Here is a 13,079-nt window from a genome sequence, read left to right on the forward strand (position 1 = left end):
GGGCGAGCGGATGCCGCGCCCCGGCGCGCTACGGATGCATGAGCGCGAGGAGGGCGGCGGCCAGTCCCGCGGCGTCGGCCGTCGCACGGGTCATGTCCGGCGTGACCATGAGCACGTTCACCCCGTCCGTCACGACGATCATCGCGTTGGACCCCTCATAGCGGTCCAAGCCCGGCACGATCACCGCCGCCTGCGCGCCGGCCACGTCGACGGGCTGGGAGTGCTCGGCGTCCACGGCCGTCGGGAAGGCGACCGCGCCACCGGGCACGAGCGTGACCGTCACGACCTCGCCCGACGTGTTCTCGCCGCTTCCCGACGTGAAGTGCAGGTCGCACCCGTACGCCGCGCCCGCAAGGAAGCTGATCGCCTCCGGCCGGTCGGAACCGATCGTGGACTGCTGCTCCAGCAGAGCGACGCGCTCGAATCCGTAGGTCGCCGGGTCGATCGCCGCGGCGATCCCCGCGCAGTCGGGCGCCGCCCACCAGTCCGGCGTCGGCGCCGCCGCCACTCCGGGCGCGTGGTCCGCCAGGCGGCCCGACGCGCTCCGCAGCAGCGAGTCGACTCCTTCCTGCGAGATCTGATCGGCCGGTCCGGTCGCGCGCACGAGCATCCACATGCCTTCGACCACTTCCGTCGAAGAACACTCGACGAGGTTCCCGGCGCCTTCCAGTGACCGGCATCCGTCGACCGCCGCCGCTCGCACGCCGTCCGGCACGACGCCCTCGGGGAACGCGTACAGGTGGAGCGTGGCGCTGAGATAGGCCTCTTCCGACACCCAAACGCAGTCGATCCCGCCGAGCACGGTGTTCGCGCCGGTCTCCCAGCGATAGTCGGAGAGCGACATCCCCACACCACGCAGAGCGTCGACCTCCTCGTCGGTGAGCGTGTTGGCGCATTCGCCGCCGAAGGGCATGACACCGGTGACCGGAGCAGGAGGCTCCTCGGGCGTGGGGGTCGGGCTGACCGTCGGGGTCGGAGTCGGCGCCGTGGTCGTCGGCGTCGGCGTGCGGGACTCGGCCGGGGCGGGCGTCTGCTCCGCTCCGAGCAGCGCGGCGGTCGTGACCGCTCCCCCCGTCACTCCGCCGACGAGCACGAGCGCGATCGCGGCGGCGACGATCCGCGTGCGATGCCTGCCGGCCGGGCGGATCCGCTGCGCGCCCGCCATCACCACGTCGCGCATGTCCGCGTGCTCGCGTGCCGAGAGTTCGTCGTTCATGTCCAAGCCCCCTCGATCGCCGTCATCTCGTCGCGAAGTCTCCCCTTCGCGCGCGCCAGCCGCGATTTGACCGTTCCCACCGGGATTCCGAGCGTCTCGGCAGCAGCCCGCTCCGGGTAGCCCTCCAGCACCGTCAGCACGATGACGCTCTGCTCTCGCGCCGGTAGCCGACGGAGCGCCGCCAGCACGCCGCTCTCGTCACTGGCATGCAGCTCGGGCACGAGACCGTCGACCGGGGTGCGTGCGAGGAGGGCGCGATAACGTCGCCCGGATCGTTCGAGATTCCGTGCGCTGTGCGAGACGGTGTTCAGCAGCCACGGCAGCGGCGAGCCGTCGACCAGCCGCACCGTCTCGCGCTTGCGCCAGAGCTCGAAGAAGGCGATGGTCACGGCATCCTTCGCGTCCTCGCGTGACGTCAGCAGCCGCCGTGCGTGACGGAACAGCCGGGCCTCGTGCCGGTCGAACAACGCGGCCAGCGCGGACTCGTCGCCCGCGAGCACCCGGGCCCACGTGACCGCATCGTCATCGCTCATAACCTGTAGTGTCCGGCATCGGCGGATCGGTTCACGCCGAGGCGAGAATTCGCTGACGGGCACCCCCGCAGGCGCCACGTAGCCTGGAGCGATGACGACCGTGCTGCTCACCGGCTTCGAGCCGTTCGGCGGCGACGCCGTGAATCCGTCGGGCATGGCGGTGGACCTCCTCGCGGAGCGGTGGAGCGGCCCCGAGCGGCTCGTGACCGCCGTCCTGCCGGTCGCGTTCCGCGGCGCGGCGGAGCGCCTTCGCGTCCTCGTCGCCGAGCACCGGCCGGACGTCGTCATCGCCACCGGCCTCGCCGGCGGGCGCGCCGCGATCGGAGTCGAGCGCGTGGCGGTGAATCTCATCGACGCCCGCATCCCCGGCAACGACGGCGAACAGCCGATCGATGTGCCCAGTGTCCCGGGCGCGGCGCCCGCTCATTTCGCGACGCTGCCTGTCAAGGCGATCGCGCAGAGCATCGCCGACGCGGGCATCCCGGCCGAGGTCTCGTACTCGGCCGGCACGTTCGTGTGCAATCACGTGTTCTTCACCGCACTGGAGGCCGCGGCATCCGGAACGCGCGCCGGATTCATCCACGTGCCCTGGTCGGCCGAGCGGGCGCCCTCCCCGGACACCCCCGCGCTCCCTCTCGCCGACATCGCGCGGGCCCTCGCGATCGCGGCGCGGACGAGCATCGACGTCGGCGTGGACGCGGCGACGTCGGCCGGCAGCCTGCACTGAGCGTCAGCGGGAGCGGCGGCCGAGGTGGAGCACCTCGCGCATGAGCAGGCCCGCCACGAGAGCCCAGAACGCGGCGCTGACGCCCGCGATCGCGATGCCCGACGCCGCGACGAGGAACGTGACGACCGCGGGCAGTCGCTCGCCCGGGTCGTCGATCGCCTGCTGCACGGCCGAGCCGAACGCTCCGAAGAGCGCGATACCCGCGACAGCCGGGACGACCGCCTCCGGCGCCACGACGACGAGCGCGACGAGCGCCGCCGACAGCGCGCCGAGCACGATCCCCGCTCCGCCGGTCGAGACGCCGGCCACCCACCGTCGCCGCGGGTCGGGATCGGCGTCCGGAGCCGCCGCGAGCGCGGCGCTGATCGCCGCGAGGTTGATGGCGTGGCCGCCCGCGGTCGCACCGACCGCGGTGCCGAGACCGGTCACGAGCATCGCGGGCCGCCACGGCACGGTGTAGCCGAAGCTGCGCATGATGGCGACTCCCGGCACGTTCTGCGACGCCATGGTCACGAGGAACAGCGGCAGCGCGAGCCCCGCAACCGCACCGAACGTGAGCGTCGGGGCGGTGAACTCGAGCCGAGGGACGAGAAGCGCCGGGTCGATCGCGGCTCCCGTGGTCGCGACGTGGACGCCTACGACGACGGATGCCGCGACGAACGCGAGTGGCACGGCCCACCGTGGTGCGAGCCTGACGAAGACGAGCCACGTGAGGATCACCGGCACGACTCCCCACGGGTTGGCCACGATGCCCGTCACCGGCGCGAGGCACAGCGGCAGCAGCACCCCCGCCAGCATGGCCTGCGCGATCGACGGCGGGATGCGTGCGATCAGGCGTCCGAGCTGCGGCCACAGCGCCGTGAGCAGGATGAGGCCGGCGGTGACGAGGAACGCCCCCACCGCAGCGGGCCAGCCGCCCTCCACCGCGCCCGTGGCGGCGAGCACCGCCGCCCCGGGAGTCGACCAGGCCACGGTGATCGGCATCCGGTACCGCCACGCGAGCACGATCGACGCGACGCCCATCGTCATGCACAGGACCAGCAGTCCGCTCGCGGCCTCCGCGCGCGACGCCCCGACCGCGTCGAGGCCGGTGAGCACCACCGCGAACGTGCTCGTCACGCCCACGAGGGCCGTGACGATGCCGGCGACGATCGGGCGTGACAGCGGCGCGCGCGCCTCCGAGGCGTCGTTCGCGGGCGGTGCGGGCTCGGTCATGAGATTCCCGACGGTAGCGGATGGGGCGTCCGCCGCGCCTGCGCCAACCGGCTTTGGGTGGCCCGCCCGGCCGGTAGCGAGGCCGCTCGTCCCCGCATCCCGGGGCCCCGCTGGGTAGGCTCGAGCCATGCGTCGCACCGCCCGGCTGTCCCCGTCGGCGCACCAGACCGAGCTGGCGGCGGCGCTCGCCGACCTGCGCGACGCGCTGGGCGTCGCGGACGGGTTTCCCCCTGACGTCGAGGCCGAGGCCCTGCGGGCCGCCGGCGCGCCGCTCGGCGACCTGCCCGATCTGACCGCCATCGAGTTCCTCACGATCGATCCGCCGGGATCGACCGACCTCGACCAGGCGATGCACCTCGCCGAGACCGACTCCGGGTTCACCGTCCGATACGCGATCGCGGATGTGCCGTTCTTCGTCGCGCCGGGCGGTCCGCTCGACGACGAGACCCGCCGCCGCGGGCAGACGCTGTACGCACCCGACGGCCGCGTTCCGCTGCATCCGCCCGTCATCTCGGAGGATGCCGGCTCGCTGCTGCCCGACCGAGTGCGCCGGGCCTTCGTGTGGGAGTTCCTCCTCGGCCCAGACGGCAGCCTCCGCCAGACCACGCTCACCCGCGCAACGATCCGGTCCCGGCGCCAATGGACGTACGCCGACGCGCAGCAGGCCCTCGACGAGGGCACAGCGCCTTCCGGGCTCGCGCCGCTGCCGGCGATCGGTCGCGCCCTGCTCGCGCAGGAGGCGGCGCGCGGCGGCGCATCGCTCAACGCCCCCGATCAGGAGGTCGTACTCACAGAGCACGGCTACGGCCTGGAGCGACGGATGCCGCTGCCCGTCGAGGACTGGAACGCGCAGCTGTCGCTCCTCACCGGCATGGCGGCCGCGCGCATCATGCTCGACGGCGGGATCGGCATCCTGCGCACCATGCCGCCCGCGGACGCGGAGGCGGTCGCGGCGTTCCGCCAGCAGACGGACCTGCTCGGCCTGCCGTGGTCGGAGGGCGTTGAGTACGGCGAGTTTCTGCGCACCCTCGACCGCGGCGATCCCGCGGCGCTCGCGGTGCTCGAAGCGGCGGCATCCCTGTTCCGCGGCGCCGGATACGAGGCGTTCGACGACGAACCGCCGGCGCAGCCGAACCAGGCCGCGCTCGCGGCGCCGTATGCGCACGTGACCGCCCCGCTGCGACGACTGGTCGATCGATGGGGTCTGCTGATCTGCGAGGCCCTCGTCCGCGGCGAGGAGGTCCCCGGGTGGGTGCGATCCTCGCTGGGTGAGCTGCCACGCGCCATGGCGACGAGTTCCGGACTCGCAGGTCGGCTGAACTCCGGCGCGATCGACCGCATCGAGGCCGCCGTGCTGGCCGATCGCATCGGCCACGAGTTCGACGCCGTCGTGGTCGCGCAGAACACGTCGCACACGCGTATCCAGCTCGCCGATCCGGCGGTCGAGGCATCCGTCGACGGAGTCTTCGGCGAGCCGGGCCGCGAAGTGCGCGTGCGCCTGCTCGCGACCAGCATCAGGACGGGCACCCTCGCGTTCGAACCCGTGCGGTGAGGGGCGGCGCGAGATGCGCCGGGGTCAGCAGCCCGGACCGGTGGGGTTCTCGAGGCATGTGCGGTCGACGAGCGCGGTGCGCGCTTCGACGACCTCGACGGAGTACCCCGCGGAGCGGGCGGTGACGACGCCGTCGACGTTCTGCCAGCCGGCGCCGAAGTCGACCGCGGCGGTGTACTCGATCGACACGCCGGTGATGTACCTGCCGCGTTCGGCGTAGACGTGACTGGTGCTCGTGGGCGTGAACTGGGCGGCTCCGGATGCCTCCCACGAAGTTCCTCCGGAGGCTGCGCGCAGCGTCATGCCATCGCCGTAGCTGAAGTCGAACGCGGTCGGGGTGAACCGCACGGTCACCGGGTAGCCGAGGAGAGTCCCGGTGAGCTCCTGCTCCGACGCGGCGGCGACGAAGTTCGCGGGCATCCCGACGACTCCGAACCCGAACGGCTCGCCGGTGAGCTCCGGAGTGACCGGGCGGAACGACACGAGATCGGCGAGAGTCACGTCGGGAAACCCGGGGTCGGCCGGTTCGCCGGGCAGATCCGGCCGCTCGCAGCGCTCGGTGAGCGTGTCGCACGGCATCGGATTGGTCGGCTCGAGCGGCATCGTCGGGGACGGAGGACGGGTGCCCGGCGCGGTATTTGAGTCGGTGGGCTTTTCGCCTCGGATGGTTTCTGACCCGGAGACGGACACCTGCTCACCGTCTGATCGACAACCCGTAACCCATCCGCCCTCTGAACAGTTCTCAGTATTCGCTCCAACGATTGATGCGAGCGCGAGCGCTACCAGAGCCCCGCGCACGGCTAGTCGCCGCATTCGGGCTCACCTTCACGTCCGTTGATCGCCTCAATCAAGTACCCGGTCGGGCTCGCTGGGTCCTCGACCAAGGTCGCGAGCATGGACTGCATGTCGGGCCGATCAGAAGAAACTACTGAACGTCCCTCACTATCGATCACGGTCACGCCAGAGACGTCCTGGCAGACGGCGACCTCCACGACGGAATAGTTTCCGACCTCAACTAGCCTGGGCTCGACGACTGGGACAAGTGTTGGGCCGTCAACGATCCAGCCGTTTGCGTGCATCTCGGAGAACGTCTTGCGTGTCTCCGCCTTCAGCGTCCCCGTGGTCCACCCAAACAACGGTTCAAATGTCGACGGCTCGGTGAGGTCCACTCCGTTTAGCGTCGCAACGTACTCCCGGTACGTCTCTTCCGCCGCCGCAAACGCCTCTTCCTCGCTCGAGAACACGGCGGTCGGAGTGGGGGTGGGCTCGGGCGTCGAGCCGAGGCATCCGGTCAGCGCGATGATGGACACCGCCAACAGGACGGTCGCCGTCGCTCGCAGGATCACCCGACCACCGTAACCGGCACCGATGCAGGGTCCGTCGAGTTTTCCACAGCCCCGGGCGCGGGCGATCAGCCTGCTCTCAGGAGGTCACGACCTGCGCCGTGCCGACCGGAGCCTCCGGACCCATCTCGTCGGCGATGCGGTTCGCCTCCTCGATGAGGGTCGCGACGATCTCGGACTCGGGCACCGTCTTGATGACCTGGCCCTTGACGAAGATCTGGCCCTTGCCGTTGCCCGAGGCGACGCCGAGGTCTGCCTCGCGCGCCTCGCCCGGACCGTTCACGACGCAGCCCATGACGGCCACGCGCAGCGGCACCGTCATGTCCTTCAGTCCCTCGGTCACGTTGTCGGCGAGCGTGTACACGTCGACCTGGGCGCGCCCGCACGACGGGCACGACACGATCTCGAGCTTGCGCTCGCGCAGGTTCAGCGACTGCAGGATCTGGTGCCCGACCTTGACCTCCTCGGCGGGCGGCGCCGACAGCGAGACGCGGATCGTGTCGCCGATGCCTTCGCCGAGCAGGATGCCGAATGCCGTGGCCGACTTGATCGTGCCCTGGAACGCCGGGCCCGCCTCGGTCACACCGAGGTGAAGCGGCCAGTCGCCCCGCTCGGCGAGCAGGCGGTACGCCTTCACCATCACGACAGGGTCGTTGTGCTTGACCGAGATCTTGAAGTCGTGGAAGTCATGCTCCTCGAACAGCGACGCCTCCCACACGGCGCTCTCGACGAGCGCCTCGGGCGTCGCCTTGCCGTACTTCTCGAGAAGGCGTTTGTCGAGCGAGCCCGCGTTCACTCCGATGCGCAGCGACACGCCCGCTGCTTTCGCCGCGGCGGCGATCTCGCCCACCTTGTCGTCGAACTGCCGGATGTTGCCCGGGTTCACGCGCACGGCCGCGCAGCCGGCGTCGATCGCCTGGAACACGTACTTCGGCTGGAAGTGGATGTCGGCGATCACCGGGATCTGACTCTTCGCCGCGATGATGTGCAGCACATCGGCGTCGTCCTGCGACGGCACGGCGACGCGCACGATCTCGCAGCCCGATGCCGTGAGCTCGGCGATCTGCTGCAGCGTGGCGTTGATGTTGGTCGTCGGCGTCGTCGTCATCGACTGCACGCTCACGGGGGCGTCGCCGCCCACCAGCACCTTGCCGACCTTGATCTGGCGGCTCTTGCGACGGGGGGCGAGAGTTTCAGGGACCTTCGGCATCCCGAGATTCACGGCTGGCACGGCATAGAGCCTACGCGCGCGTCGCCCGCGCAGGCTGGTCGCGGGCTGAGCGGATGCCGAGGCCGGGGCATCCGTCGTCGCCGCGGCGTCCCGCGCACGGTGTATGTTTCCCGCCATGAGCCTGAGCCACCACCTCGGACGCATGACGGGCCGGGACCCGAACGAGCCCCACCGCACGGCGACCCCGCTGGAGCTGCTGTTCGACCTGGTCTTCGTCGTCGCCTTCAGCCAGATCGGCTCGCAGGCCGCGCACTACCTCGAGCTGGGGCATGTCTCGACGGCGCTCACCGGCATCGCGTTCTCGACGTTCGCGGTCGCGTGGGCATGGATCAACTACTCGTGGCTCGCGTCGGCGTACGACACCGACGACGCGTTCTTCCGCATCGCGACGCTCGTGATCATGGTCGGCGTCCTCATCGTGGCGCTCGGCATCCCTCCCGTCTTCCACTCGATCGACGAGGGGCACGTCTTCGACAACACGGTCATGGTCGCCGGGTACGTGGTGATGCGCATCGCGACGATCGCGCTCTGGATCCGCGCCGCTCGCCACGACGAGAAGCGGCGCAAGACCTGTATCGCCTACGCCGTCAACGTCTCGATCGCCCAGGTCGGGTGGATCGCGCTGATTTTCCTCAACCTGCCGCTCGGCATCACCCTCGTCTTCACGACGCTCCTGTCGCTGTTCGAGCTCGCCGGGCCCCTGTTCGCCGAGAAGCGGTACGGCCCCACTCCGTGGCACGCGCACCACATCGCAGAGCGCTACGGCCTTCTCGTGATCATCACGCTCGGCGAGGTGATCCTCGGAACGATCCTCGCGATCTCGGCCGTCATCGAGGAGGACGGCTGGTCGCTGGAAGCGGCGCTCGTCGCCTTCGGCGGCACGGCGCTCGCGTTCGGGATGTGGTGGAACTACTTCGCCATCCCGTGGGGCGAGGTGCTCAGGCATCACCGCTGGCGCGGGTTCCCGTGGGGCTACCTGCACCTGTTCATCTTCGGATCGCTCGTCACGATCGGTGCGGGCCTCCACGTCGCGGCGAACGTCATCACCGACCACGCCCACGTCGACGCCACCTTCGCGGTGCTGTGCATCGCGATCCCGGTGCTCGTGTACGAGACGTTCCTGTTCGGGATCTACGCCATCACCGTGATGCAGTTCGACCCGTTCCACATCTGGCTCTATCTCGGGTCGGTGGCGGCCCTCGCGGCGAGCGTCGTCGCGGTGTCGCTGGGCGCCTCGATGGGGGTCGCGCTCCTGCTCATCGCCTGCTCCCCCGCCGTCGTGGTCGTCGGGTACGAGACTGTCGGGTGGCGTCACGGCGCCGAGATGCTCGAGAGGGCCACGCGCTGACGCACGCCCGCGGCCCGGGGTCACGCTGTGGTAGGTTCGGCGCATGTCCGCGAACCTCTCCTGGTGGCTCACCGCATAGGCGGTGGGTTTCGCGTGACTCAGACCGCCCCCGGGGCGGTCTTCTTTTCGTAAGGGATGCCTCCCCACGACGAAAGAACACAGCCATGACCGGGCCCGCCCACCCCTCGCTTCGCGAGATCGCCGCTCGCGGCATCCCGTTCGCCCTCATCGCCCGCGACGGCGCGACCGTCGAACTGCTCACCGGCGAGGTCGTCGACGTCGAGCTGCTCGGCGACATCCCGCTGACCGACGACGAGGGCGCTCCCCGCGAGGTGCTCGCCCTGGTGCCGTTCCGGCAGGTGCGCGAACGCGGGTTCGAGTGCCACGACGACGGCGCGCCCCTGCGCTGCCTCGTCGTGGGCGAGCGGTTCGCGCTTCCCCGCGACGAGGCGCTGGCCCAGCTCCCCTCCGACGCCGTGCCTCTCGAGGATCCCGGCTTCGACATCTCCGATGACGAGTACGCCGACATCGTGCGACGCGTGATCACCGACGAGATCGGCCGCGGTGAGGGCGCGAACTTCGTCATCCGCCGCGACTTCACCGCGGGAGTGCCGACGGATGCCGCGACCGCGGCCCTGACGTGGTTCCGGGCTCTGCTCGAACACGAGCGGGGCGCGTACTGGACGTTCGCAGTCGTCACGCCCGGCCATGTCGCGGTCGGCGCGAGCCCCGAGGCGCATGTCAGCGCGCGCGACGGCGTCGTGACGATGAACCCGATCTCGGGCACGTTCCGCCACCCCCACGGCGGCGCGACCCGCGCGACGCTCACGGAGTTCCTGGAGTCGACGAAGGAGACGGAGGAGCTCTTCATGGTCGTCGACGAGGAGCTCAAGATGATGAGCGCGGTGTGCTCGGACGGCGGCCGCATCACCGGGCCGCACCTGAAGGAGATGTCGCGCCTCACGCACACCGAGTACGTCCTGCGGGGGCGCAGCCGGCTCGACCCTCGCGCGATCCTGCGCGAGACGATGTTCGCGCCCACCGTCACCGGGTCGCCGATGCAGAACGCGTGCACGGTGATCACGCGACACGAGCGGTCGCCGCGCGGGTACTACTCCGGCGTCGCGGCGCTGTTCACGCCGCGCTCGCGCCCGTCGGACGGCCGGCCCGGCGCCGGCGAGCCGACGCACGACCTCGACGCTCCCATCCTGATCCGCACCGCGTACCTCGAGGACGGCCGGCTTCGCGTCCCCGTCGGCGCGACCCTCGTGCGTCACTCCGACCCGTACGGCGAGGTCGGCGAGACCCATGGCAAGGCCGCGGGCGTGCTCGGGGCGATCGGCGCGGTGCCCCGCGACGGTGCGCCTGCACCCGTCGTCCGCGTGGTGGACCCGAACGCCGTGGATGAGGACGCCCCCGCGGCCGAGCCGCGACGGCTCGCGGACGATCCCGCGATCGCGGAGCTGCTGGCCTCGCGCAACGCGCGGCTCGCCGAGTTCTGGCTGAACCCGCAGGGCACCGGCGAGGTGGGGCCGTTCGCCGGCCGCACGGCGCTGGTCGTCGATGCCGAGGACCGCTTCACCACGATGCTCGCCCACCAGCTGCGCCACCTCGGCCTCGAGGTCGAGATCGCGCAGTGGAACGAGGTCACCGACGAGCAGATCGACGACGCCGAGCTCGTCGTGTCGGGCCCCGGCCCGGGTGACCCCCGCGACCCGGCGAACCCGCGCATGCGCCGCATGCGGGAGGTGGTCGCGCGGCGCCGCGAGACCGGGCGACCGCTGCTCGCCGTGTGCCTCAGCCATCAGATCCTCGCCGACTCGCTCGGGATCGACCTCGCGCCGCTGGCAGCGCCGCATCAGGGCCTGCAGAAGACCGTCGACGTGTTCGGGATGCCGGCATCCATCGGCTTCTACAACACGTTCACCGCACGCGTCGCCCCCGGGACCGCCCGCGTCGACGGCGCGGACGTCGCCGCCGATGCCGCCGGCGACGTGTATGCGCTGCGCGGACCGGGCTTCGCCTCGGTGCAGGGCCACCTGGAGTCGATCCTGTCGCGCGACGGCATGACGACGCTCGAGCGCCTCGTCACGCACGCCCTGACCCCCGTCGACGCCTGACGCCGGGCCGGGTCACCGCGTCGCCCGGGCAGCGAGCAGACGCCGCTCGGCCTCGTTCGCAGTGAGCTCGAGCGCGCGCAGGTCGGCGGCGAGCGCTTCGTCGTCGCGGCCGAGCTCGCGCAGCAGGGACGCACGCACGGCGTGCCAGAGGTGCGAGCGGGCGAGCGGACGCTCCAGGGCGTCCACCTCCTGCAGCGCCGACTCGGGGCCTGCCACGCGCACGAGAGCGACAGCGCGGTTGAGGCGTACGACGGGCGAGCGGTCGTGCGCCAGCAGCATGTCGTAGAGGGTCAAGACCTGCAGCCAGTCGGTCGACGCCGCGTCGGCGGCGTCGGAATGGCACGCGGCGATCGCCGCGTGGAGCTGCCATCGCCCCGGTCGACGCAGCCGCGCGGCGCGCTCGAGGGTGTGATGGGCCTCGGCCATGAGCGCGCCGTCCCAGCGTGACCGGTCCTGTTCGCCCAAGAGCACGAGCTCGCCGTCTACGGCCCGCGCGGGCTCGCGGGACCGGTGGAACTGCAGCAGCGCCAACAGCCCCAGCGGCTCCGCCTCGCGCGGCAGCGAGTCCGAGACGACCCGTGCCAGCCACAGCGCGTCGTCGGCGACGTCTCGATCGCCCGCGGCATCGCCGCCCGCGACGAAATGGGCCTCCGTGTACATCACCGAGACGATCGTGAGCACCAGATCGAGCCGATCGGCGGCGTCAGGGCCCTCGGGCACGCGGAGGGGGATGCCGCTGGCGGCGATCTTGCGCTTGGCCCGAGAGATGCGCTGCCCCGTCGCCGGTTCTGTCGAGAACGTGGCGCGCGCGATCTGCGCCGTCGTCAGACCGCATACGGCGCGCAGCGTGAGGGCGAGCTGGGCGTCGGCCGCCAGGGCGGGGTGACAGCATCCGAACAGCAGCGCCAGCCGGTCGTCGGCTTCCGGTTCACCGTCGCCGGGGTCCCGACCGGGGGCGAGGTCGGCGCCGAGCAGAACGACCTTGTCGCGCAGCACCCGCTCGCGCCGCAGCCGATCGAGGGCGTTGTGCCGCGCCGCCTGGGTGAGCCAGGCGCCGGGGTTCGGCGGGATGCCTCGCGTCCGCCACTCCCGCAGCGCCTCCGAAACCGCCTCGGCGACCGCTTCCTCCGCGACGTCGAAGCTGCCGAACGACGACGTCAGCGCCGCGGTGATACGCGCGGACTCCTCGCGCATGATCTTCGCGAGAAGACGATCGGATGCCGCGGCGCCGGCGCGCGGGTCGCTCGAGGCGCCCCCGCTGCCGTGCGCCGCGGCTGGGCCCACCCGCCGAGAGGCTCCAGGCGACGCGCCAGCGGCGTCTGGGGGAGGCGGGGGGACCGGTCCGCTCACTGCTCGAACTGGCTGTAGTCGGTGACGATCGGGCGGATCTCGACGGACGTGCCGGGGAGCTCGAGCATGGGCCACGTGCGAGCGAGCGCGATCGCGGCATCCAGGTCCGGGACGTCGATGATCGAGAAGCCCCCGACCGCCTCCCGCGCCTCGGTGAACGGCCCGTCCACGACGACAGGACCTTCGTCGCCATATCGGAGCGTCGTGGCGGTGTCGACCGGACGCAGTTCCGCACCGGTCTCGGTGATCACTGCGTCGTTGTCTTGATACCACTGGAAGATCCGCCCGTAGACCTCCTGCGCCCGCTCCTGCGGAACGGCGGCGTCGAGTTCGGGGGTGGAAGTGAACATGATGACGTACTTCACGGCTGCGTCCTTTCGTCAGTGGAACCGTTTCATCCCCACAGCGAACGGACAAGCCCGATTTCGACAGGCTTCCCGAGAA

The 13,079-nt window shown here is 71.3% G+C and carries 12 protein-coding genes; 4 read left to right on the forward strand and 8 right to left on the reverse strand.

Annotated elements, in window-relative coordinates; translation table 11 throughout:
- Positions 1–28: 28 nt before the first annotated feature.
- Together AC3ANN_RS11100 and AC3ANN_RS11105 are read right to left on the reverse strand one after the other, a co-directional pair.
- Positions 29–1,216 carry a hypothetical protein gene (locus AC3ANN_RS11100; protein ID WP_488337463.1) on the reverse strand — a complete coding sequence of 396 codons (1,188 nt, stop codon included), beginning with the start codon at positions 1,214–1,216 and terminating at the stop codon, positions 29–31.
- Complete coding sequence (locus AC3ANN_RS11105) at positions 1,213–1,749, reverse strand: RNA polymerase sigma factor (protein WP_488337464.1); 537 nt, start codon at positions 1,747–1,749, stop codon at positions 1,213–1,215. Before AC3ANN_RS11105 ends, AC3ANN_RS11100 begins: the two co-directional genes overlap by 4 nt.
- A gap of 91 nt (positions 1,750–1,840) precedes the next feature.
- Here AC3ANN_RS11105 and pcp point away from each other — a divergent pair, with 91 nt between their 5' ends.
- The gene (gene pcp, locus AC3ANN_RS11110; RefSeq protein WP_488337465.1) at positions 1,841–2,476 is read left to right on the forward strand and encodes a pyroglutamyl-peptidase I; all 636 of its coding nucleotides are present in this window, start codon (positions 1,841–1,843) and stop codon (positions 2,474–2,476) included.
- A 3-nt stretch (positions 2,477–2,479) separates the two neighbouring features.
- Here the strand turns inward: pcp and AC3ANN_RS11115 are convergent, their stop codons facing one another.
- The gene (locus AC3ANN_RS11115; RefSeq protein WP_488337466.1) at positions 2,480–3,691 is read right to left on the reverse strand and encodes a benzoate/H(+) symporter BenE family transporter; all 1,212 of its coding nucleotides are present in this window, start codon (positions 3,689–3,691) and stop codon (positions 2,480–2,482) included.
- A gap of 127 nt (positions 3,692–3,818) precedes the next feature.
- Between AC3ANN_RS11115 and AC3ANN_RS11120 the strand changes: the two genes are divergently transcribed.
- Positions 3,819–5,243, forward strand: coding sequence for an RNB domain-containing ribonuclease (locus AC3ANN_RS11120; protein WP_488337467.1), 1,425 nt, complete (start codon positions 3,819–3,821; stop codon positions 5,241–5,243).
- A 24-nt stretch (positions 5,244–5,267) separates the two neighbouring features.
- On the opposite strand, the gene AC3ANN_RS11125 is transcribed toward AC3ANN_RS11120, so the two are convergent.
- From AC3ANN_RS11125 to ispG, 3 genes are all read right to left on the reverse strand, one after another.
- The gene (locus AC3ANN_RS11125) at positions 5,268–5,846 is read right to left on the reverse strand and encodes a hypothetical protein (protein WP_488337468.1); all 579 of its coding nucleotides are present in this window, start codon (positions 5,844–5,846) and stop codon (positions 5,268–5,270) included.
- Positions 5,847–6,043: 197 nt separating this feature from the next.
- Positions 6,044–6,589, reverse strand: coding sequence for a hypothetical protein (locus AC3ANN_RS11130; protein ID WP_488337469.1), 546 nt, complete (start codon positions 6,587–6,589; stop codon positions 6,044–6,046).
- 76 nt (positions 6,590–6,665) lie between these two features.
- On the reverse strand, positions 6,666–7,796 hold the full coding sequence (ispG, locus tag AC3ANN_RS11135) for a flavodoxin-dependent (E)-4-hydroxy-3-methylbut-2-enyl-diphosphate synthase (RefSeq protein ID WP_488340818.1): 1,131 nt from the start codon (positions 7,794–7,796) through the stop codon (positions 6,666–6,668).
- A 136-nt stretch (positions 7,797–7,932) separates the two neighbouring features.
- Here ispG and AC3ANN_RS11140 point away from each other — a divergent pair, with 136 nt between their 5' ends.
- Positions 7,933–9,165 carry a low temperature requirement protein A gene (locus AC3ANN_RS11140; RefSeq protein ID WP_488337470.1) on the forward strand — a complete coding sequence of 411 codons (1,233 nt, stop codon included), beginning with the start codon at positions 7,933–7,935 and terminating at the stop codon, positions 9,163–9,165.
- A gap of 164 nt (positions 9,166–9,329) precedes the next feature.
- Positions 9,330–11,285, forward strand: coding sequence for an anthranilate synthase family protein (locus AC3ANN_RS11145; RefSeq protein ID WP_488337471.1), 1,956 nt, complete (start codon positions 9,330–9,332; stop codon positions 11,283–11,285).
- Between the two features lie 12 nt (positions 11,286–11,297).
- Here the strand turns inward: AC3ANN_RS11145 and AC3ANN_RS11150 are convergent, their stop codons facing one another.
- Both AC3ANN_RS11150 and AC3ANN_RS11155 read right to left on the reverse strand, forming a co-directional pair.
- Positions 11,298–12,569 (reverse strand): RNA polymerase sigma factor, encoded by a 1,272-nt coding sequence (locus AC3ANN_RS11150; protein ID WP_488337472.1) that lies wholly within the window; start codon positions 12,567–12,569, stop codon positions 11,298–11,300.
- Between the two features lie 62 nt (positions 12,570–12,631).
- Entirely contained in the window at positions 12,632–13,000 is a 369-nt protein-coding gene (locus AC3ANN_RS11155; RefSeq protein ID WP_488337473.1) for a YciI family protein, read from the reverse strand.
- Positions 13,001–13,079 lie beyond the last annotated feature (79 nt).

It is taken from the genome of Microbacterium sp. STRO-2N, from assembly GCF_057747775.1.

Bases quoted from the DNA above. Each gene is read 5' to 3' on its own strand.
- AC3ANN_RS11100 (WP_488337463.1), bottom strand. From the start codon at position 1,216: ATGAACGACGAACTCTCGGCACGCGAGCACGCGGACATGCGCGACGTG.
- AC3ANN_RS11105 (WP_488337464.1), bottom strand. From the start codon at position 1,749: ATGAGCGATGACGATGCGGTCACGTGGGCCCGGGTGCTCGCGGGCGAC.
- pcp (WP_488337465.1), top strand. From the start codon at position 1,841: ATGACGACCGTGCTGCTCACCGGCTTCGAGCCGTTCGGCGGCGACGCC.
- AC3ANN_RS11115 (WP_488337466.1), bottom strand. From the start codon at position 3,691: ATGACCGAGCCCGCACCGCCCGCGAACGACGCCTCGGAGGCGCGCGCG.
- AC3ANN_RS11120 (WP_488337467.1), top strand. From the start codon at position 3,819: ATGCGTCGCACCGCCCGGCTGTCCCCGTCGGCGCACCAGACCGAGCTG.
- AC3ANN_RS11125 (WP_488337468.1), bottom strand. From the start codon at position 5,846: ATGCCGCTCGAGCCGACCAATCCGATGCCGTGCGACACGCTCACCGAG.
- ispG (WP_488340818.1), bottom strand. From the start codon at position 7,796: ATGCCGAAGGTCCCTGAAACTCTCGCCCCCCGTCGCAAGAGCCGCCAG.
- AC3ANN_RS11140 (WP_488337470.1), top strand. From the start codon at position 7,933: ATGAGCCTGAGCCACCACCTCGGACGCATGACGGGCCGGGACCCGAAC.
- AC3ANN_RS11145 (WP_488337471.1), top strand. From the start codon at position 9,330: ATGACCGGGCCCGCCCACCCCTCGCTTCGCGAGATCGCCGCTCGCGGC.